The 18596-nt window shown below is 72.8% G+C and carries 12 protein-coding genes; 5 read left to right on the forward strand and 7 right to left on the reverse strand.

The genetic code is table 11. The features are described 5' to 3' along the window. The first annotated feature begins 64 nt into the window (after positions 1 to 64). The 3 genes from ABZX96_RS23080 (at position 65) to ABZX96_RS23090 (ending at position 4579) form a co-directional block, all read left to right on the forward strand. Positions 65 to 1237, forward strand: a complete 1173-nt coding sequence (locus ABZX96_RS23080) for an FxsB family cyclophane-forming radical SAM/SPASM peptide maturase (RefSeq protein ID WP_355547408.1) — start codon at positions 65 to 67, stop codon at positions 1235 to 1237. 95 nt (positions 1238 to 1332) lie between these two features. Further along, positions 1333 to 4335: an FxSxx-COOH system tetratricopeptide repeat protein gene (fxsT, locus tag ABZX96_RS23085; protein WP_355547411.1), complete on the forward strand. Its 3003-nt coding sequence runs from the start codon at positions 1333 to 1335 to the stop codon at positions 4333 to 4335. A gap of 31 nt (positions 4336 to 4366) precedes the next feature. Next, positions 4367 to 4579 carry a YxD-tail cyclophane-containing RiPP peptide gene (locus ABZX96_RS23090; protein WP_355547414.1) on the forward strand — a complete coding sequence of 71 codons (213 nt, stop codon included), beginning with the start codon at positions 4367 to 4369 and terminating at the stop codon, positions 4577 to 4579. 180 nt (positions 4580 to 4759) lie between these two features. Here ABZX96_RS23090 and ABZX96_RS23095 read toward each other — a convergent pair whose 3' ends face one another. The 5 genes from ABZX96_RS23095 to ABZX96_RS23115 form a co-directional block, all read right to left on the reverse strand. After that, complete coding sequence (locus tag ABZX96_RS23095) at positions 4760 to 8614, reverse strand: multifunctional oxoglutarate decarboxylase/oxoglutarate dehydrogenase thiamine pyrophosphate-binding subunit/dihydrolipoyllysine-residue succinyltransferase subunit (RefSeq protein ID WP_355547417.1); 3855 nt, start codon at positions 8612 to 8614, stop codon at positions 4760 to 4762. 249 nt (positions 8615 to 8863) lie between these two features. Beyond that, a complete protein-coding gene (locus tag ABZX96_RS23100) occupies positions 8864 to 9976 on the reverse strand; it encodes an ATP-binding protein (RefSeq protein ID WP_355547420.1) in 1113 nt (370 codons plus the stop codon). Continuing rightward, positions 9973 to 10713, reverse strand: a complete 741-nt coding sequence (locus ABZX96_RS23105) for a response regulator transcription factor (protein ID WP_355547423.1) — start codon at positions 10711 to 10713, stop codon at positions 9973 to 9975. Before ABZX96_RS23105 ends, ABZX96_RS23100 begins: the two co-directional genes overlap by 4 nt. 309 nt (positions 10714 to 11022) lie before the next feature. Continuing rightward, positions 11023 to 11757, reverse strand: coding sequence for a spermidine synthase (locus ABZX96_RS23110; RefSeq protein ID WP_355547426.1), 735 nt, complete (start codon positions 11755 to 11757; stop codon positions 11023 to 11025). A 687-nt stretch (positions 11758 to 12444) separates the two neighbouring features. Continuing rightward, the gene (locus ABZX96_RS23115; RefSeq protein WP_355547429.1) at positions 12445 to 13848 is read right to left on the reverse strand and encodes an MFS transporter; all 1404 of its coding nucleotides are present in this window, start codon (positions 13846 to 13848) and stop codon (positions 12445 to 12447) included. A gap of 102 nt (positions 13849 to 13950) precedes the next feature. Here ABZX96_RS23115 and ABZX96_RS23120 point away from each other — a divergent pair, with 102 nt between their 5' ends. Next, complete coding sequence (locus ABZX96_RS23120; RefSeq protein WP_355547432.1) at positions 13951 to 14856, forward strand: LysR substrate-binding domain-containing protein; 906 nt, start codon at positions 13951 to 13953, stop codon at positions 14854 to 14856. Positions 14857 to 14935: 79 nt separating this feature from the next. Here ABZX96_RS23120 and ABZX96_RS23125 read toward each other — a convergent pair whose 3' ends face one another. Together ABZX96_RS23125 and ABZX96_RS23130 are read right to left on the reverse strand one after the other, a co-directional pair. Then, positions 14936 to 15244 (reverse strand): hypothetical protein, encoded by a 309-nt coding sequence (locus ABZX96_RS23125; protein ID WP_355547435.1) that lies wholly within the window; start codon positions 15242 to 15244, stop codon positions 14936 to 14938. 283 nt (positions 15245 to 15527) lie between these two features. Beyond that, on the reverse strand, positions 15528 to 15953 hold the full coding sequence (locus tag ABZX96_RS23130) for a DUF4259 domain-containing protein (protein WP_355547438.1): 426 nt from the start codon (positions 15951 to 15953) through the stop codon (positions 15528 to 15530). Between the two features lie 184 nt (positions 15954 to 16137). On the opposite strand from ABZX96_RS23130, the gene lon reads away from it, so the two are divergent. Continuing rightward, positions 16138 to 18596 (forward strand): endopeptidase La (gene lon, locus ABZX96_RS23135; protein WP_355547441.1); only part of this gene is annotated, 2459 nt, incomplete at its 3' end.

Genomic DNA, 18596 nt, shown 5'->3' on the forward strand with positions numbered 1-18596 from the left:
AAGCACGCGCGGGCCCGGGGCGTCCGCCGAACGGGGCGACGACAGGACGACAGGGGGTGGCGCCGTGGTGGGCGGAACCGGCCGGACCGTGGTCCCCTTCCGGCAGTTCGTACTGAAGGTCCACAGCCGGTGCAATCTGGCCTGTACCTACTGCTACATCTACACCAGCCCGGACCGGAGCTGGCGGGACCGCCCGGCGCAGGTCCCGGCCGAGACCGTCCGGCGGACCGCCGAGCGGATCGCGGAGCACGTCCGCGCCCACGGCCTCACCGACATCCGGATCGACCTGCACGGAGGCGAACCGCTGCTGACCGGCCCCGGCCCGCTGCTCGACCAGGCCGCCGCCGTCCGCGCCGCGCTGCCCGCCTCCTGCGCGGTGAGCTTCGGCGTGCAGACCAACGGCACCCTGCTCACCGAAGAGGCGCTGGACGCGCTGGCCGCGGCCGGTTTCCGGATCGGGATCAGCCTGGACGGCGGCACCCCCGGGCTCAACCGCCGACGGCTCGACCACGCGGGCCGCCCGTCCTGGCCCGCGGTCACCCGCGCCGTGGGGCGGCTCGTCCGGCGCCCGGGGACGTTCGCCGGAATCCTGTGCACCATCGACGTCACCGCCGACCCCGCCGAGGTCTACCGGTCGCTGCGTGCGCTGGACCCGCCGATGCTCGACTTCCTCCTCCCGCACGCCAATTGGGCGAGCCCACCGCCGCCGCCCCTGGGGGACGCGGGCCGCACGCCGTACGGGGACTGGCTGTGCGCCGTCTTCGACCTGTGGTGGGACGAGCCGCGTCCCGGCCCCCGGGTGCGCGTCTTCACGGAGATCATCGGCCTGCTGTTGGGGCGGCCGAGCAGCAGCGAGGCGGTCGGCCTGTCGCCCGTCGTCGCCGTGGTGGTGGACACCGACGGCGCCATCGAACAGGTCGACTCGCTCAAGTCCACCTACGAGGGGGCCGCCGCGACCGGGCTCGACGTCTTCCGCAACACCTTCGACGAGGCGCTCGCGCACCCGGGCATGGCCGCCCGCCAGCAGGGCGCCGAGGGCCTGGGGGAGCAGTGCCGGGCCTGCGCGCTGGTGGAGGTCTGCGGCGGCGGCAACTACGCGCACCGGTACCGCGCGGACGGCAGCGGGTTCCGTAACCCGTCCGTGTACTGCGCCGATCTCGAACGGCTCATCCGGCACATCGCCGCACGGCTGGACGCTACCGTGGACGTCAACTCGCGGCCCAGTGACCCGAGCTGACGCGGCATAGCCCGTTCGGGGGACAGTTGGGCTATCGTGCCGAGCAGTCGGCTCACGCACGTTTTCGAACCACCGCATTCCAGGGAGACGGTCGCATGGTCGATCAGCCCAGTACCAGCGGCTCCGCCGAGCACATCACGATCAGTTACGCGGGCTTCAACCGCCCGTGGGCCGCCTGGATCTCCCACCAGCTGGAACAGCGCGGGCACGCCACGACCATGCTGCGCTGGGACCCCACCGCGGACACCCCTCTGACGGAGGAACTGGCCGGACTGCTGGCCGCCGAGGGCCGCCTGCTGATGGTGCTGGACGACTGGTACTTCCGCCTGGGTCCCAAGAGCCACGAGGAGTGGACGGCCGCCCTCCAGGAGGTCGTCCCGCCGCACCTGGAGCGGTTCGCCGCCGTCAGCGTCGCCACCCAGAAGCTCCCCACCAACGCCTCCATCCTGCGCCCCGCCGACCTGCGCGACCTGGACGCCCAGGAGGCGCACCGCCGCGTACTGCACCGCCTGGGCCTGGGCCCGGCGCCGCGCGTCGCCGAGGAGCCCGCCGCCAACGCGCCGAGGTTCCCCAACGACCCGCCCGAGGTCTGGAACATCCCGCGCCGCAACAACCGCTTCACCGGCCGGGACAACATCCTGGAGGAGCTGCACGGCAAGCTCGACGGCGGCGCCCTGGGCGCCGGGCCGCCGCTGGAGACCCGGATCGCGCTGTACGGCATCTCCGGCGTCGGCAAGAGCCAGATCGCCGCCGAGTACGCGCACCGCTTCGGCAACGACTACGACGTGGTGTGGTGGATCAGCGCCACCAACCGCGGCGCCGCCCGCGAACAGCTCGCCGAGCTGGCCACCCGCCTGCGGCTGCCCGTCGGCCAGGAGCTGGGCGACCGCATCCGCGCGGTGCACGAGGCGCTGCGGGTCGGACGCCCGTACCGCCGCTGGCTGCTGATCTTCGACAGCGCGGACGACATGGAGCAGATCGAGGACCTGGTGCCCGACGGCCGCGGCCACGTCCTGATCACCACCCTCACCCGCGACTGGTCCGGCTCCGGCAGCGCCCAGGAGATCGAGGTGCTGCCCTTCACCCGCCTGGAGTCCGTCGCCTACGCCCGGCGGCGCGCCCCGCGGCTGACCCCCATGGAGGCCGACCTGCTCTCCGAGGCGGTGGAGGACCTGCCGCTGCTGCTCGCGCAGACCGCCGCCTGGCTGGACGCCAACCCGATGTCCCCCAAGGAGTACATCCAGCTCATCCGGCGCGGCGAACCGAGCCTGGTGGGCATCCGGATCTCCTCCGACTACCCGATGGCCTTCCAGACGAGCTGGGCCATAACGCTGAACACGCTGCGCGAGCGCAGCCCGGCCGCCGTCGAACTGCTCAAGCTCTTCGCGTTCTTCGCGCCGGACGCCATCCCCGTCCCCATGCTCGCCAAGGCCCGCCGCGGCGACCTGCCCGAACACCTCGCCGACCTGGCCGCCGAGCCGATCAGCTGGAACACCGCGCTGCGCCGGCTCACCGAGTCCACCGCCGTCCGGCTGGACTACCAGGTCTCGCAGACGTTCGACCCGGCCGTGGAGACGGCGCAGATGCACCGGCTCTACCACCGCTTCCTGCGCAGCGACATGACCGAGGACGAGCGGGACAAGATGTCCGCCACCGCCTGCCGGGTGCTCGTCAGCGCGGACCCGCAGATCCCCTCCGACACCCGCTACTGGGAGCGCTACGCCGAGCTGATCCCCCACCTGGAACCGGCCGGCGTCCTGGACAGCCCCGACCCGGCCGTCCAGGAGCTGCTGCTGAACTGCATCGAGTACCTCCGGGTGCGCGGCGAGTTCCGGATGGGCCTGCGGCTGTGCGAGCAGTTCCTCTCCCGCTGGCGCACCCGCATGGCGCCCACCCAGCGCTCCATGCTCATCCTCACCCACCAGCACGCCAACATGCTGCGCTGGCTGGGCCGTTACCGCGAGGCCGAGGCGGTCGGCAGCTCCATCGTCGACCAGCTCGCCGCCGAACGCGGCCCGGCCGACGCCGACCTCCTGCGCGCCCAGGACGGCCTGGCGGGCACGCTGATGGCGCTGGGTTCGTACGAGGAGGCGTTCGCGCTCTTCGACCGGGTGTGGACGGCGTACGTCGACCTGATGGGCGCCGAGGCGCCGCGCACCCTCTCCTCCCGCGTCAACCGCGCCGCCGCCCTCGGGCTGCTCGGCCGGTACGAGGAGGCGCTGGCGACCTACCGCGAGGTGCTGACCATCCGGGAGCGCGAGCTGCGCGCCCGCCACCACCTGACCCTCAACGCCGGCACCGCGCACGCCCGGATGCTGCGGCTGCTCGGCCGCTACCGCGACGCGGTCTCCCGCCAGGACCTCAACGCCCGGCTGCACCACCAGGTCATGGGCCCGCACAACCCGCAGACCCTGCGCGCCGACCACAACCTCGCCCTGTGCCTGCGCCGCTCCGGCGACCTGGCCCAGGCCGAGGCCCTGATGGCGGACGTCGTGGAACGCTCCCAGCGGGTGCAGGGGCCGCGTCACCCGGAGACCCTGATGGTCCGGGCGGACTACGCCACGTTCCTGCGCGAGCACGGCGACCTGGGCCACGCCCGCGAACTGGCAGAGGAGGTCGCCGAGCGCTACCGCACGCTGGCCGGCCCCGGCCACCCGTACGCGGTCGGCACCCTCGGCAACGCCGGGCTGGTCCGCGGCGAGCTGGGCGACCTGGCCGAGGCGCTCCAGATGGCCGAGGACGCGCTGGCCGGCATGGCGCGCGCGGTGGGCCGCGACCACCCGTGGACGCTGGGCTGCGCGCTGAACGCCGGCGCCGCCCGCAACCGCGTCGACGACGAGGAGGGCGCCGTCGAGCTGAGCCGCGACACCCTGGAACGGGCCAAGCGGGTGCTGGGCGACCTCCACCCGCTGACCCTCTCCGCCAAGTCCGCGCTCGCCGAGGACCTGCGGGCGCTGCGCCGCGGCCAGGAAGCCGCCAAGCTCGAACAGGAAGCCGTACAGCAGCTCACCGAGACCCTCGGACCCGAACACCCGCACACCCTGTCCGCACGGCGCCGCCGGCGCCCGTACTGGGACTTCGAGCCGCAGCCCGTATGAGGCCGCGGACGGTCCCCGAAGGGAGAACGTGGTGGATTCCCCGACCGGCCGCACGCCGGTGATCGAGACCCCTGGTGATCGGGCGCTGCCCGACTTCGGCCGCCCCGACCTGGCCGCCCTCCGCGCCAAGGTGGCCCACCCGGTGCTCGCCGACGTGGTGGACGCCCTGGAACACCGCGCGGCACGCGGCGGCACCCCGGTGGCGTACTACGACGACGGCCCGGGCGGCCCGGAAGGCCGGTGACCCGCCGGCGCACCCGGCATAGAGACACAGAGACGCATAGGGACACAGAGACACAGAGACACAGAGACACAGAGACACACAGCGACAAGGGCCCGTCCCCGCCGCAGAACAGCGGGGACGGGCCCTTCGTCACGGCCTCCGAGGGGTCACCGGACCGCGGCCCGGTGACCCCGGCACGCCTTACGCGTCGAACGCCTCGGCGACGAGCTGCGCCTGCTCGGCCTGGTGGCGCTTGGCGGAGCCGACCGCCGGCGAGGAGGAGTGCGGCCGGGAGATCCGGCGCAGCCGCTCACCGTGCGGGACGTCGGCGCCGACCGCCAGGTCCAGGTGGTCGATCAGGTTCAGGCCGAGGAACGGCCAGGCACCCTGGTTCGCCGGCTCCTCCTGCACCCACAGGTACTTGCCCGCGTTCGGGTACTTGGCGATCTCCGCCTGGAGCTCCTTGCCCGGCAGCGGGTACAGCCGCTCGATCCGCACGATGGCGGTGTCGTTGGCGCCGCGCTTGACCCGCTCGGCCTCCAGGTCGTAGTAGACCTTGCCGGAGCAGAACAGGACCTTGCGGACCGCGTTCGGGTCGACGGTGCTGTCCCCGATCACCGGGCGGAAGCCGCCGGTGGTGAACTCCTCCGTCTTGGAGGACGCCGCCTTGAGCCGGAGCATCGACTTCGGGGTGAAGACGACCAGCGGCTTGTGGTGCGGGTTGTGCACCTGCCAGCGCAGCAGGTGGAAGTAGTTCGAGGGCAGCGTCGGCATCGCGACGGTCATGTTGTTCTGCGCGCACAGCTGGAGGAAGCGCTCGATCCGGGCCGAGGAGTGGTCCGGGCCCTGGCCCTCGTAGCCGTGCGGCAGCAGCAGCGTGACGCCGGAGGTCTGGCCCCACTTCTGCTCGGCGGAGGAGATGAACTCGTCCACGATGGTCTGCGCGCCGTTGGCGAAGTCGCCGAACTGCGCCTCCCACATCACCAGCGCGTCCGGGCGGGCGAGCGAGTAGCCGTACTCGAAGCCCATCGCCGCATACTCGCTCAGCAGCGAGTCGTAGACGTTGAAGCGCGCCTGGTCCTCGGAGAGGTACAGCAGCGGCGTGTAGTCCTCGCCGGTGACCCGGTCGACCAGCACCGCGTGCCGCTGGCCGAAGGTGCCGCGGCGGGAGTCCTGGCCGGCGAGCCGGACGGGGGTGCCCTCCATCAGCAGCGAGCCGATGGCCAGCGTCTCGCCCATGCCCCAGTCGATCGTGCCGTCCTCGACCTGGGCGGCGCGGCGCTGGAGCTGCGGCAGCAGGCGCGGGTGGACGGTGACCCGCTCGGGGATGTTGACCTGGGACTCGGCGATCCGCTTGACGACCTCCTGGGAGACCGCGGTCTCCACGGCCACCGGGAACTCCGCCTGCGGCTGCGGGACCTCGGGCGCGGCCGGGGTCGTGGTGGCCTCGCGGACCTCCGTGAAGACCTTCTCCAGCTGCCCCTGGAAGTCCTGGAGCGCCTGCTCGGCCTCCTCCAGGGTGATGTCGCCCCGGCCGATCAGCGACTCGGTGTAGAGCTTGCGCACCGAGCGCTTCTTGTCGATCAGGTCGTACATCAGCGGCTGCGTGAAGCCCGGGTTGTCGGACTCGTTGTGGCCGCGGCGGCGGTAGCAGATCAGGTCGATGACGACGTCCTTGTTGAACGCCTGCCGGAACTCGAAGGCCAGCCGCGCCACGCGGACCACGGCCTCCGGGTCGTCGCCGTTGACGTGGAAGATCGGCGCCTCGATCATGCGGGCCACGTCGGTGGCGTACATGGAGGAGCGGGCCGACTCCGGGGCGGCGGTGAAGCCGACCTGGTTGTTGATGACGATGTGCACCGTGCCGCCGCAGCGGTAGCCACGGAGCTGCGACATGTTCAGCGTCTCGGCGACCACGCCCTGGCCGGCGAACGCCGCGTCACCGTGGAGCTGGACGGGCAGGACGGTGAAGTCCGTGCCGCCCTTGCCGATGATGTCCTGCTTGGCGCGGGCCACACCCTCGACGACCGGGTCCACGGCCTCCAGGTGGGACGGGTTCGCGGTGAGCGAGACCTTGATCTGCGCGCCGTCCAGGCCGGTGAAGGTGCCCTCGGCGCCCAGGTGGTACTTCACGTCGCCGGAGCCGTGCATCGACTTCGGGTCGAGGTTGCCCTCGAACTCGCGGAAGATCTGCGCGTAGGACTTGCCGACGATGTTCGCCAGGACGTTGAGCCGGCCGCGGTGGGCCATGCCGATGACGACCTCGTCCAGCCGCGACTCGGCCGCGGAGTCGATGACCGCGTCCAGCAGCGGGATGACGGACTCGCCGCCCTCCAGCGAGAAGCGCTTCTGGCCGACGTACTTGGTCTGCAGGAACGTCTCGAACGCCTCGGCGGCGTTCAGGCGGCGCAGGATGCGCAGCTGCTCCTCACGCTCCGGGGAGGAGTGCGGGCGCTCGACGCGGTCCTGGATCCACTTGCGCTGCTTGGGGTCCTGGATGTGCATGAACTCGATGCCGGTGGTGCGGCAGTACGAGTCGCGCAGCACGCCCAGGATGTCGCGCAGCTTCATCATCGTCTTGCCGGCGAACCCGCCGACCGCGAACTCGCGCTCCAGGTCCCACAGGGTGAGGCCGTGCTCGATGATGTCGAGGTCGGGGTGCTTGCGCTGGCGGTACTCCAGCGGGTCGGTGTCGGCCATGACGTGGCCGCGGACCCGGTAGGAGTGGATGAGGTCGAAGACGCGGGCGGCCTTGGTGACGTCGTCGTCGTGGCTGACGTCGATGTCGCGCAGCCAGCGGACCGGCTCGTAGGGGATCCGCAGCGACTCGAAGATCTCGTCGAAGAACCCGTTCTCGCCCAGCAGCAGCTGGTTCATGATGCGCAGGAACTCGCCGGAGGCGGCGCCCTGGATCACGCGGTGGTCGTACGTGCTGGTCAGCGTCATGACCTTGGAGATGCCCAGCTTGTTCAGGGTGTCCTGCGAGGTGCCCTGGAACTCGGCGGGGTAGTCCATCGCGCCGACGCCGATGATCAGGCCCTGACCGGGCATCAGGCGCGGCACGGAGTGCACGGTGCCGATGCCGCCCGGGTTGGTCAGCGACGCGGTGACGCCGGTGAAGTCCTCCATCGTCAGCTTGTTGCTGCGGGCGCGGCGGACGATGTCCTCGTACGCCTGCCAGAACTCGAAGAAGCTGAGCGTCTCGGCCTTCTTGATGGCCGCGACCACGAGCTGGCGGTCACCGTTGGGCTTGACCAGGTCGATGGCCAGGCCCAGGTTGACGTGCTCGGGCTTGACCAGCGTCGGCTTGCCGTCCTTCTCGGCGTACGAGTAGTTCATGGACGGCATCAGCTTGAGCGCCTGCACCATCGCGTACCCGATGAGGTGGGTGAAGGAGACCTTCCCGCCCCGGGCGCGCTTGAGGTGATTGTTCATCACGATGCGGTTGTCGAACAGCAGCTTCACCGGCACCGCGCGCACGGACGTGGCCGTGGGCAGTTCCAGGGAGGCGTTCATGTTCTTGGCGACCGCGGCGGACGGGCCGCGCAGCGTGACGAACTCGGGGCCGGCCGGCGCCTCGGTGGCGTCCGTGGCCTTGGCCTTGGCGGGCGCGGCCTTGGCGGGCGCCGGCTTCGCGGCGGCGGGCTGCGCGGGGGCGGCCGGGGCGCTCGCGGCGGGCTTGGCCGGGGCCGCGGGCTGCGCGGCGGGGGCCTGGGCCTTCGGGGCGGCGGGGGCCGGCTGCGGCGAGGAGCCTGCGGGAGCGCTCGCTGCGGCGGAGCCCGGCGTCGCCGGGGCGGCCTGGGACGGGCCGGGGGGAGCCGGCGGGGCGGAGCCGTCCGCGCCGGCGGGCCGGGAGGCCGCGTTGGCGGCGGCGCCCGACTTGTAGTCGGCGAAGAAGTCCCACCAGGCTCGGTCTACCGAGTTCGGGTCCTGGAGGTACTGCTGGTAGATCTCGTCGACGAGCCACTCGTTCGGACCGAATTTCGCAGCGGGGTTCTTCCCCTGCTCCTTTTGATCGGTCGAAGCGCTCGAACTGTTGGGGGACTGTGGCGACACGGCGGCAACCGCCCTCTTCCGCTTCCTAAGGTGGTGGACAGCGGGAATAAAGGCTACGCCTCTCCGGCACATCAGTGCAGTCCGGGAGGGGTACCAGTCGCGTACGTCACATTCCCCGGGGGGTTTGCGGGCAGGACTTGGCGGGAAACACACGAGGTTTGGGTGTGCGGAGATGAGGGTGGGTACGACGTACCCGCACGCCATCCCGCGAGATGTGTGCTTCCTCCACCGACCCTACGTCACCCATCGTCAATTCCGCGTTTGTCCGAGCCCCGGGAGAGTGACGCGGATACGGCACCCGTGAGCGGATTCGGCCACCCCTATCCGTCCGCCGTGCAGATCCACCGCCCACCGGGCGATCGCCAGCCCCAGCCCCGTCCCGCCGTCGCCCCCCGGCCCCGAGGTGCCCGGACCGCCCCGGTCGAACCGCTCGAAGACCCGGCGCCGCTCGGCCGCCGGAATGCCCGGCCCCTCGTCCGCCACCTCCAGCTCCAGGCTCTCCGGCGCCGCCCCCCGGCGCGCCCGGACGGTGACGCGGCCGTGCCGGGGGCTGTGCTTGATGGCGTTGTCGATCAGGTTGGCCACCACCTGGTGCAGCCGCTCGGCGTCCGCGTACGCGGTCAGCTCGGGCGGCGCCACGTCCAGGTGCAGATGCACGTCCGTGCGCGTATGGGTGCCGGACCCGGCCAGCGTCGCCGCCCCCCGGCTCATCGCGGCCTCCTTGAGCACCCCCGACAGGTACGGCCAGACCTCGAAACGGCGGGCGTGCAGCGGGACCACCCCGTTGTCCAGCCGGGAGAGGTCCAGAAGGTGCTCGACCAGGCGGCCCAGGCGCTCGGTCTGCCGCAGCGCCGTGCGCATCGTCTCCGGGTCCGGCTCGCAGACGCCGTCCACGACGTTCTCCAGGACGGCCCGCAGCGCCGCTATCGGCGTGCGCAGCTCGTGCGACACGTTGGCCACCAGCTCCTTGCGGTGGGTGTCCACCGCCTCCAGATCGGCCGCCATGGTGTTGAAGGCGTCGGCCAGCTCCCCGAACTCGTCCCGCCGCTTGGCCCGCACCCGCCGCGTGTAGTCCCCGCCGGCCATCGCCCGCGTCACGTCCGTCATCTCGTCCAGCGGCGCGGTCAGCCCCTGCGCGACGAACTGCGTGACCAGCAGCGACGCGATGATCGAGAAGATCGTGACGACGCGCAGCTCGGTGGCGGAGTGGATCGCCACGAACACCAGGAACGTGGTGATGATCACCGAGACGATGACGAGCGCCCCCAGCGCGGCCTTGACCGAACGCAGCGGGTCCAGAGGACGCAGCCCCTCCCAGATCCGCCCGCCCAGCCCCCGCGCGGGCGATCCGCGACGCGTCATGCGGACGGCGCCTCCAGCGCGTAGCCCACCCCGTGCACCGTGCGGATGCGCTCCGCGCCGATCTTCCGGCGCAGCGCCTTGATGTGGCTGTCGACCGTCCGCGTGCCCGAGGCGTCCGCCCAGTCCCACACCTCCGCCAGCAACTGCTCCCGCGAGAGCACCGCCCGCGGCGTGTTGGCCAGGCACACCAGCAGGTCGAACTCGGTGGGCGTCAGATGCACGTCCGCGCCCCGCACCCGCACCCGCCGCTGCGCGTGGTCGATCTCCAGCTCGCCCAGCCGCAGCGTGCCGGTGCGCGGCGTGTGCGCCGCCAGCGCCGCCCGCTCCACCCGGCGCAGCAGCACGTGCACCCGCGCCGCCAGCTCCCGCATGGAGAACGGCTTCGTCATGTAGTCGTCCGCGCCGACGCCCAGCCCCACCAGCATGTCGGTCTCGTCGTCCCGCGCGGTCAGCATCATCACCGGCACCGGCCGCCGCGCCTGCACCCGGCGGCACACCTCCAGGCCGTCGAAACCCGGCAGCATCACGTCCAGCACCAGCAGATCCGGCTGCCACGCCTCCGCGGTGTCCACCGCCGCCGGGCCGTCCCCGGCCGTCTGCACCAAGAAGCCCTCGGCGCGCAGCCGGGCCGCGATGGCGTCCACGATCGTCGGGTCGTCCTCCACGACGAGCACCCGCCGCTGCGTGCCCGAACCGGACGCGGCCGTGCCGCCCCGGGTGGTCTGAGTCTGGTCCATCGCCCGCCCCTGCATGTCCCCGTGTGCCGTGACCGGCGCCGCCCCCGTGCGCGGCGCGCCGTCTCGCGCGTCGCCCCGGCGCTCGCGGGCGCGCCGTGCCGCTTGCCGTGCGGCCCGCCCGGGCCGCCGGGGCCACCTCGTGGGTGCCGTCCGCCGGGTCCGCCCGCGCCGCTGCGACGTCGCCTCCCCGAGCCGCCGATGAGGCCGGAGTGGCGTTCTGCTCCCGCTGTCACCACCGTCGCGGCCGTCGCCCACCGCGACGGCGGTGTACTGCTGGTGAGCAGAGTAAGGGCAGGGTGTGACCGTCGGCTACGCGTCCTTGCGGGCCAGATGCACGACGTCCGGGACGCCCCGGGCAACCGGGATCTCTTCGGTACGCACCCCGACGAACCCGGCATTCCGCAGCGCGTCCTCGAACGCCGCCGACGGCTGCGCGGACCACACCGCCAGCACCCCGCCCGTGGTCAGCCGCTCGCGGCAGGCCGCCAGACCGGCGGGGGAGTAGAGGGTGTCGTTGTCCTCGGTGACGGTCCAGTCCGGGCCGTTGTCGATGTCCAGGCAGAGCGCGTCGAAGGTCCGCGCGCCCGCCCCCGTACGGACGTACGCGACGAGGTCGGCGGCCACGATCTCCGTCCGCGGGTCCGCCAGCGCCTTCCCGGAGACGGCCGACAGCGGTCCGTTCCGGTGCCAGTCGATCACCGCCGTCTCCCGCTCCACCACCGCGATCTCCCCCCAGCGCGCCTCACCCGCCGCCCTGGCCAACGAGAACCCGACGCCCAGCCCCCCGATGAGCACCGCCGGACGCTCCCGCTCGGCGGGCAGCTCTGCCAGCGCGGCGTCGATCAGCAGCCGCTCGGACCGCCCGTCGGAGGTGTCCATCAGGAAGCAGCCGTTGGCGATGATCTCGTAGTGCGCGCCGCGCTGCCGCAGCACCACCTCGCCGTACGGACCCTCACGTCGGTCGAGGGTCCGCGGCGCGTCCGGTGAGCCGTCGTACGGGTGGGCGAAGGGGGGTGTTCCGGGGTCGAGGTGTACGGATGCCATGCGGTCATCTTGCGGGGGGAGGGGGGTGGGGAGGCAAATGCGGGTCGGGGGTGTCTGGGGGGTGGCCGTTTACGTGCGGCGGGGGGCGTCTGTGTGGGGGCCCCTTCCGGGTGGTGTCCGGCTTGTCTCTGTGCGGCGGCCCGCTTGCTTCCGTGTGACCCCGGGGTCGTCTTCGTACGCCTTCGGCGGGAGGGTGTGTGGGGCGGACGCTTCGTTGTTTTCGGGGTCGGGGCCGCCCCGGGGTACCTCCTCGCGGCAGTTGCGCTTACCCGACGCGATGTAGTCGCCGGCCGCCGCGCCCCAGTCCGCTGCGGGGGCACCCCGGGACGTCCCCTTCCGTGGGATGCGCGTCCGCCCCTTGTGGGGGGTGGAAAAGATTTGGGTCGGCCCGTTTTTGATCGGTGCCGTTCGTGGGTGCGTAGGGGCATCGTTGCGGGTGGCGTTGGCCGCCCGGTTCGTTTTTCCTATCTCGCTCTGCCTGACCTACTTCTCGTCGGGTAAGCGCAACTGCCGCGTGGGGGCACCCCCGGCCGAAGGCTGGGGGAGAGGTACCCCGGGGCGGCCCCGACCCCAAACACACCGGGCGTCCGCCCCACACCCCCAACCGCCGAAGGCGTACGGAGACGGCCCGGCGTCACACGAAAGCGAGCGGACCGTCGAACGTACGTCCCTGACGAGGCGGGCCGATCACCGTCCCCCGCGCCGATTCAGCACGGCGTGCAGCAGGCAGGTCGCCGCGGCCAGCACCGCGCCCGCGCCGAGGAGCGCGGCCATCGGCGCGAAGGAGGACAGCAGGCTCAGCACGTACGGCGCGAACATGCCCAGGTAGGCCAGCGTCCAGAAGAACGCCGTCACGCGGGCCAGGTGCTCCGGTGGCGCCAGCGCGGCGACCTCCCCGAGGGCGTACGTCAGCCCCAGTCCGTAACCCGCCCCCAGCGCCGCGCCCGCCACCAGCGCCAGCACCGGGTCGGCGAGCCCGGCGGCGGGCGCGGCCAGGGCAAGGCCCGCGACGGTCACCAGCAGCCCGGCCGCCGCGGTGGCCCGGCGGCTGCGCGCGGCCAGGCGCCGGGCCAGCGGCTGCGCGAGCAGCCCGGCGCCGGGGACGACGGTGGTCGCCAGGCCCGCGTAGACGGTCTGCCAGCCGGTCAGTCCGCCGTTCACCAGCCCCGGCAGGACGGCGAAGCCGACGCTGGGCCCGATGAAGATCCACGGCGCGAGCGGCACGATGGCGCGGCGGAAGCGCGCCATGTCGGGGCGGGAGCGGGGCGCCGGATCGGCCGTCGCCGCGTTTTCCCGTCCCGTACGGGTCTCCGGCGCGCGGTACGCCACCAGCCAGGCCCCCGCCGTCAGCACCAGGTGCGGCACATAGGCCAGCAGCATCGGCTGCGGCGCCCACTGGGCGATCAGCGAGGCCACCAGCCCCCCGGAGGCGAACCCCGCGGTGACGAACAGCCCCGACCGCCGCGCCGCCACCCCGGCCGGTCCCGCCGCGGCGAACGGTGGCGAGGACAGTTCCTTGATCCAGGCGCTACCCGCCGCCATCAGCGCACCCGCGGCCACCCCGGTCAGGAACCGCCCCGGCAGCAGCCACACGGACGCGGCCGGACCCGCCATGAGCAGGCAGGACGCGAGGAAGAGCACGGCCAGCGCGGTCAGCGCCACGGGCCGCCGCCCGCGCCGGTCCGCGAGCGGCCCGGCGACCAGCAGCCCCGGGATCAGCCCGACGACGTACACCGCGAACAGCCCCGTCACGGCGGACGCGGAGAGCCCGAGCTCGGAACGGTAGGCACCGAGCAGCGCGGAGAACTGGTTGGCGCTCCACCCGGAGGCCGTCATCATCCAGCCCGCCCGTATTCCGTAACGGGGGAGGGAGGCGGACGGATGCCCGGGGGTGGGGGAGGACGGGCGGGGAGCGGACCGGAGCGGACCGGTGTCGGCGGCGAGCGGACCCGTGCCGGGGGTGAGCGGCCCCGTTTCGGGGGCGAACGCCTGGGCGCCGAGAGAGGGCGCCCCGGGGCCGGCGGCCGTCACCGGACCGGTGACCGAACGCGCCGTTCCGCCGCAGGTGGGAGAGGACCCGGAAGTGTTCATGACTCCCAGTTCTACGAGCCGTGCCCCCGCCCCCGCCGCACGCGTTCACGACTCGTGAACGCCGTTCCGTGCGCGTCGCCCCGCTCGCCTACGCTGGCCCGCATGGACCTGCGCCTGCTGTCCTCCTTCCTGGCGGTGGTGGAGGAAGGGCACTTCGGACGGGCCGCCGCGCGGCTGTTCCTCTCCCCGCCCGCCGTCACCCAGCACATCCGCCGCCTGGAGAACGACCTCGGCACCCAGCTGCTGTACCGCAACCCGGTCGCCCCCACCCCCGCCGGCGAACGGCTGGCCGGACACGCCCGCACCCTGCTCGCCGCCGCGAACGCCGCCATGGACGACATGGCCGACGCGGTGCGCCTGGACGCCCCCGCCGACCGGCCGCTCCGCGTGGGCATCATGGGCCACGGCTCCGCCGAACTGACCCCGGCCGCGATCAACGCCTACCGCAGGGCGCGCCCGGAGATCCGGGTCGAGCTGCGGCAACTGGACTTCACCGAGCACGTCAGCGCCCTGGTCGAGGACCGGGTGGACGTCGCCTTCATCCGCCCCGACCCGGCGGACGAACGCATCGCCACCGACGTCCTCACCACGGAGCAGCGCATCATCGTCGTCCCCGAGTCCTCCCCGCTCGCCGACGCCCGCGAGGAGGGCCTGCGCGTCGCCGACCTCGGCGGCCTGCCGATCTTCCAGGTCCCCCCGCACACCCCGCGCGCCTTCCGGCAGTACCTCTACTTCCACTGCCAGGCCCACGGCCGCAGCACCGACATCGCCCTCACCCCGCAGGAAGTCCTGACCGGCGTGGTCACGGGCCGGGCCGCCGGCTCCGGCCTGAAGTCCTTCGCCCGCTACTACGCCTGGCCCGGCGCGGTCTTCGTCCCCGTCCTGGACGCCCCCCGCGACAGCACCTACCTCGCCGTACGCGCCGACGACAGCGACCCGGAAGTGCGGATCTTCCGGGCGCTGACGGTGGCGCTGGCGCGGGAGCTGGGGCCGCGGATCAGCAGTTGAGGGACCGACGGAGGGGCGGCGACTCGACGACCCCCTCACTCGGCGAAGCCGGAGCGGATGGGCAGGCCCGTCGCGGTACCTACGATTCCTGCCCGTCAGGACCGGCGCGACGAATGTGTACCGTGCCGGCCTCCAGGTCCACCCGGAACGGCGGATCCTGTGCCGGCCTGACGTTCTTGCGCACGCGTTCCTGTTCCAAGACGCGTTTGCCGGTCTGGGCCCCGGGGGTGACCTCCTGCATGAGGTCGGCGCCGATGGACGACAGGCGTTTGGTCTTGCGCCAGTAGATCCAGCCCCGGGCTTCCAGCGCCAGCAGAGCGCGATCCGCCACAAACACGGTGATACCGAGCGCGACGGCTGCTCCCACGACCAACAGCACCGTGCCCATCGGTCAGCGACCGCCCCTCGGACGATCGGCCCGACTGCCGAGCCCGCGTCGCGGGTGGCGCGGCTGGAGAGACCGTCGGTTCTCCGCGCCCACGGGGGCCCCGGCCAAGGCCGGGATCAGTAAGAACGCATCCATGGTCACGAGCCTACGCCGCTGGTCGCGGAAGGCCGCGTTCCTGCTCGACACCCTCGGTCGCGGGGCCCGACGGGCCCGACGGGTGAGGAGCACCCCGGCTCGTGCGGGCCTTCCGGGCAGGGCTCGGGCATGCGGTGGAGGCGGAAGGTCAGCTCAGGGCCGGTTGTTCGCCTGACGCCGGGGGCGCGAGGGTGACGCGGAGGCGGTTGACGGCCGTCTGCCAGGGGCCCCCGCCGGATCGGGCCCAGAGTTCCAAGAGCTCGGAGGGCTCGGTCAGGACGCGGTCGAGGGCTTCGAGGGCGAGAGTGCGCAGGCCGGTGAGGTCGGGAAGGGGTTCTTCCGGCCCGTGGGCGGCGTCTGTGGGGTCGCCGCCGGGGCATTGCGCGGCGACCAGGGCCGCCGCGGCGACTGCTTTCTCGGCGGTGGGCGCGTCGAGGCAGCCGGTGCCGCCGGCCGCGCGAGCGAGCGTGTCGCGGACCGTGTCGTGGCGTGCGTCCGCGGGCGCGTTGTCGAGGCCGTCGCACCAGTCCCCGGCGGTGTCGTTGCCGAAGGGGCCGACATCCCAGGTGCCCATGTGTCTCTCCTGATCGCGAAGGTGCGGGGGCATCGTGGCAGGCGCCACTGACATCAGCCGCCGGGTCGGCTCCGGGATCCGGTCATCCACCCTGATCGCTCACAGCGAACAACCCCAGGGGAACATCTGGGGACGCATAAGCATTGAGTGGGTACAGCTCAACTTGCCTGCCGAAGGGGAGATCATGGCTTCGTCGTCCGCAACGCTCACCCTGCCCGTCCTGCCGCTCGACGACGAGGTCGTGCTGCCCGGCATGGTGGTGCCCCTGGACCTGTCCGACCCGGAGGTGCGCGCCGCGGTGGAGGCCGCGCAGGCCGCCGCCTCCGGCGGTAACAAGCCACGGGTGCTGCTTGTGCCCCGGGTGGACGGCACGTACGCGGGGACCGGCACGCTCGGCCGGGTCGAGCAGGTCGGCCGGCTCTCCGACGGTGATCCGGGCGCGCTGATCCGGGGCCTGGGCCGGGTGAAGATCGGCCTGGGGACCACCGGGCCCGGCGCCGCCCTGTGGGTGGAGGGCACGACGGTCGAGGAGACGGTGCCCGATCCGCTGCCCGGCTCGGTCGCGGAGCTCGTCAAGGAGTACAAGGCGCTGGCCACCGACTGGCTCAAGAAGCGCGGTGCCTGGCAGGTCGTGGACCGGGTGCAGCAGATCGAGGGCGTCTCGCAGCTCGCCGACAACTCCGGTTACTCGCCGTTCCTGACCACGCGGCAGAAGGTCGAGCTCCTGGAGACCGCCGACCCGGTGGCCCGCCTCAAGCTCGCCACCGAGGCGCTGCGCGAGCACCTCGCCGAGCAGGACGTGGCCGAGGCCATCGCCAAGGACGTCCAGGAGGGCGTCGACAAGCAGCAGCGCGAGTTCCTGCTGCGGCGCCAGATGGAGGCCGTCCGCAAGGAGCTGGCCGAGCTCAACGGCGAGCCCGAGGACGAGAGCGGCGACTACCGCGCCCGCGTCGAGGCCGCCGACCTGCCGGAGGACGTGCGCAAGGCCGCCCTCAAGGAGGTCGACAAGCTGGAGCGGGCCAGCGACCAGAGCCCCGAGGGCTCCTGGATCCGCACCTGGCTGGACACCGTCCTGGAGCTGCCCTGGAACGAGCGCACCGAGGACGCGTACGACATCGCGGGCGCCAAGGAGGTGCTGGACGCCGATCACGCGGGCCTGGAGGACGTCAAGGAGCGGATCACCGAGTACCTGGCCGTGCGCAAGCGGCGCGCGGAGCGCGGACTCGGGCTGGTCGGCGGGCGGCGCGGCGGCGCCGTGCTGGCGCTGGTCGGTCCGCCGGGCGTCGGCAAGACCTCGCTCGGTGAGTCGGTGGCCCGCGCCATGGGCCGCAAGTTCGTCCGCGTCGCGCTCGGCGGCGTCCGGGACGAGGCCGAGATCCGCGGCCACCGCCGCACGTACGTGGGCGCGCTGCCCGGCCGCATCGTGCGCGCCATCAAGGAGGCCGGGTCCATGAACCCGGTCGTGCTCCTCGACGAGATCGACAAGGTCGGCTCCGACTACCGGGGCGACCCGGCCGCCGCGCTGCTGGAGGTCCTGGACCCGGCGCAGAACCACACCTTCCGCGACCACTACCTGGAGGTCGAGCTCGACCTGAGCGACGTGGTCTTCCTGGCCACCGCCAACGTCCTGGAGGCGATCCCCGAGCCGCTGCTGGACCGGATGGAGCTGGTCCGCCTGGACGGCTACACCGAGGACGAGAAGGTCGTCATCGCCCGGGACCACCTGGTGCCGCGCCAGTTGGAGCGCGCGGGCCTGGAGCCCGGCGAGGTGAGCGTGACGGACGACGCGCTGCGCAAGCTGGCGGGCGAGTACACCCGCGAGGCCGGCGTGCGGAACCTGGAGCGCGCCGTCTCCCGGCTGCTGCGCAAGATCGCGGCACAGCACGAGCTCGGCGAGCGCGAACTGCCCTTCACGGTCGGCGTGGACGAGCTGCGCCCGCTCATCGGCCGCCCGCACCACACCCCGGAGTCGGCGCAGGACCCGGCCGAGCGGCGCACGTCGGTCCCCGGCGTCGTCACCGGCCTGGCCGTCACCGGCACCGGCGGCGACGTGCTGTACGTGGAGGCGTCCCTGTCCGACGCGGAGAGCGGCGCGTCCGGCCTCCAGCTCACCGGCCAGCTCGGCGACGTGATGAAGGAGTCCGCGCACATCGCGCTCTCCTTCCTCCGCTCGCACGGCGCCGAGCTGGAACTCCCGGTCGGCGACCTCAAGGAGCGCGGCATCCACCTGCACGTACCGGCGGGCGCCGTCCCCAAGGACGGCCCGAGCGCGGGGATCACGATGACCACCGCCCTGGCCTCGCTGCTCTCCGGCCGCCTGGTCCGGCCGGACGTGGCGATGACCGGCGAGGTCTCGCTGACCGGCCGGGTACTGCCGATCGGCGGCGTCAAGCAGAAGCTGCTCGCCGCCCACCGCGCCGGGATCACCACCGTGATCATCCCCAAGCGCAACGAGCCCGACCTCGACGACGTGCCCGCCGAGATCCTGGACAAGCTCGACGTCCACCCCGTCTCCGACGTCCGCCAGGTCCTCGACCTGGCCCTGACCCCGGCCATCGCCCCGGCCACCCCGGAGGTCCCGGTCAGCGCGCGGACGGCGGCCATGTCCGGGCGCCCGTCCGCGTCCAGGAAGCCCAGGACGAA

Source organism: Streptomyces sp. NPDC003077, from assembly GCF_040611095.1.
Taxonomy (GTDB): domain Bacteria; phylum Actinomycetota; class Actinomycetes; order Streptomycetales; family Streptomycetaceae; genus Streptomyces.

Excerpts from the sequence above, each read along its gene's own strand:
- fxsT (WP_355547411.1), top strand. The coding sequence starts at position 1,333 with ATGGTCGATCAGCCCAGTACCAGCGGCTCCGCCGAGCACATCACGATC.
- ABZX96_RS23100 (WP_355547420.1), bottom strand. The coding sequence starts at position 9,976 with ATGACGCGTCGCGGATCGCCCGCGCGGGGGCTGGGCGGGCGGATCTGG.
- ABZX96_RS23105 (WP_355547423.1), bottom strand. The coding sequence starts at position 10,713 with ATGGACCAGACTCAGACCACCCGGGGCGGCACGGCCGCGTCCGGTTCG.
- ABZX96_RS23110 (WP_355547426.1), bottom strand. The coding sequence starts at position 11,757 with ATGGCATCCGTACACCTCGACCCCGGAACACCCCCCTTCGCCCACCCG.
- ABZX96_RS23115 (WP_355547429.1), bottom strand. The coding sequence starts at position 13,848 with ATGAACACTTCCGGGTCCTCTCCCACCTGCGGCGGAACGGCGCGTTCG.
- ABZX96_RS23120 (WP_355547432.1), top strand. The coding sequence starts at position 13,951 with ATGGACCTGCGCCTGCTGTCCTCCTTCCTGGCGGTGGTGGAGGAAGGG.
- ABZX96_RS23125 (WP_355547435.1), bottom strand. The coding sequence starts at position 15,244 with ATGGGCACGGTGCTGTTGGTCGTGGGAGCAGCCGTCGCGCTCGGTATC.
- ABZX96_RS23130 (WP_355547438.1), bottom strand. The coding sequence starts at position 15,953 with ATGGGCACCTGGGATGTCGGCCCCTTCGGCAACGACACCGCCGGGGAC.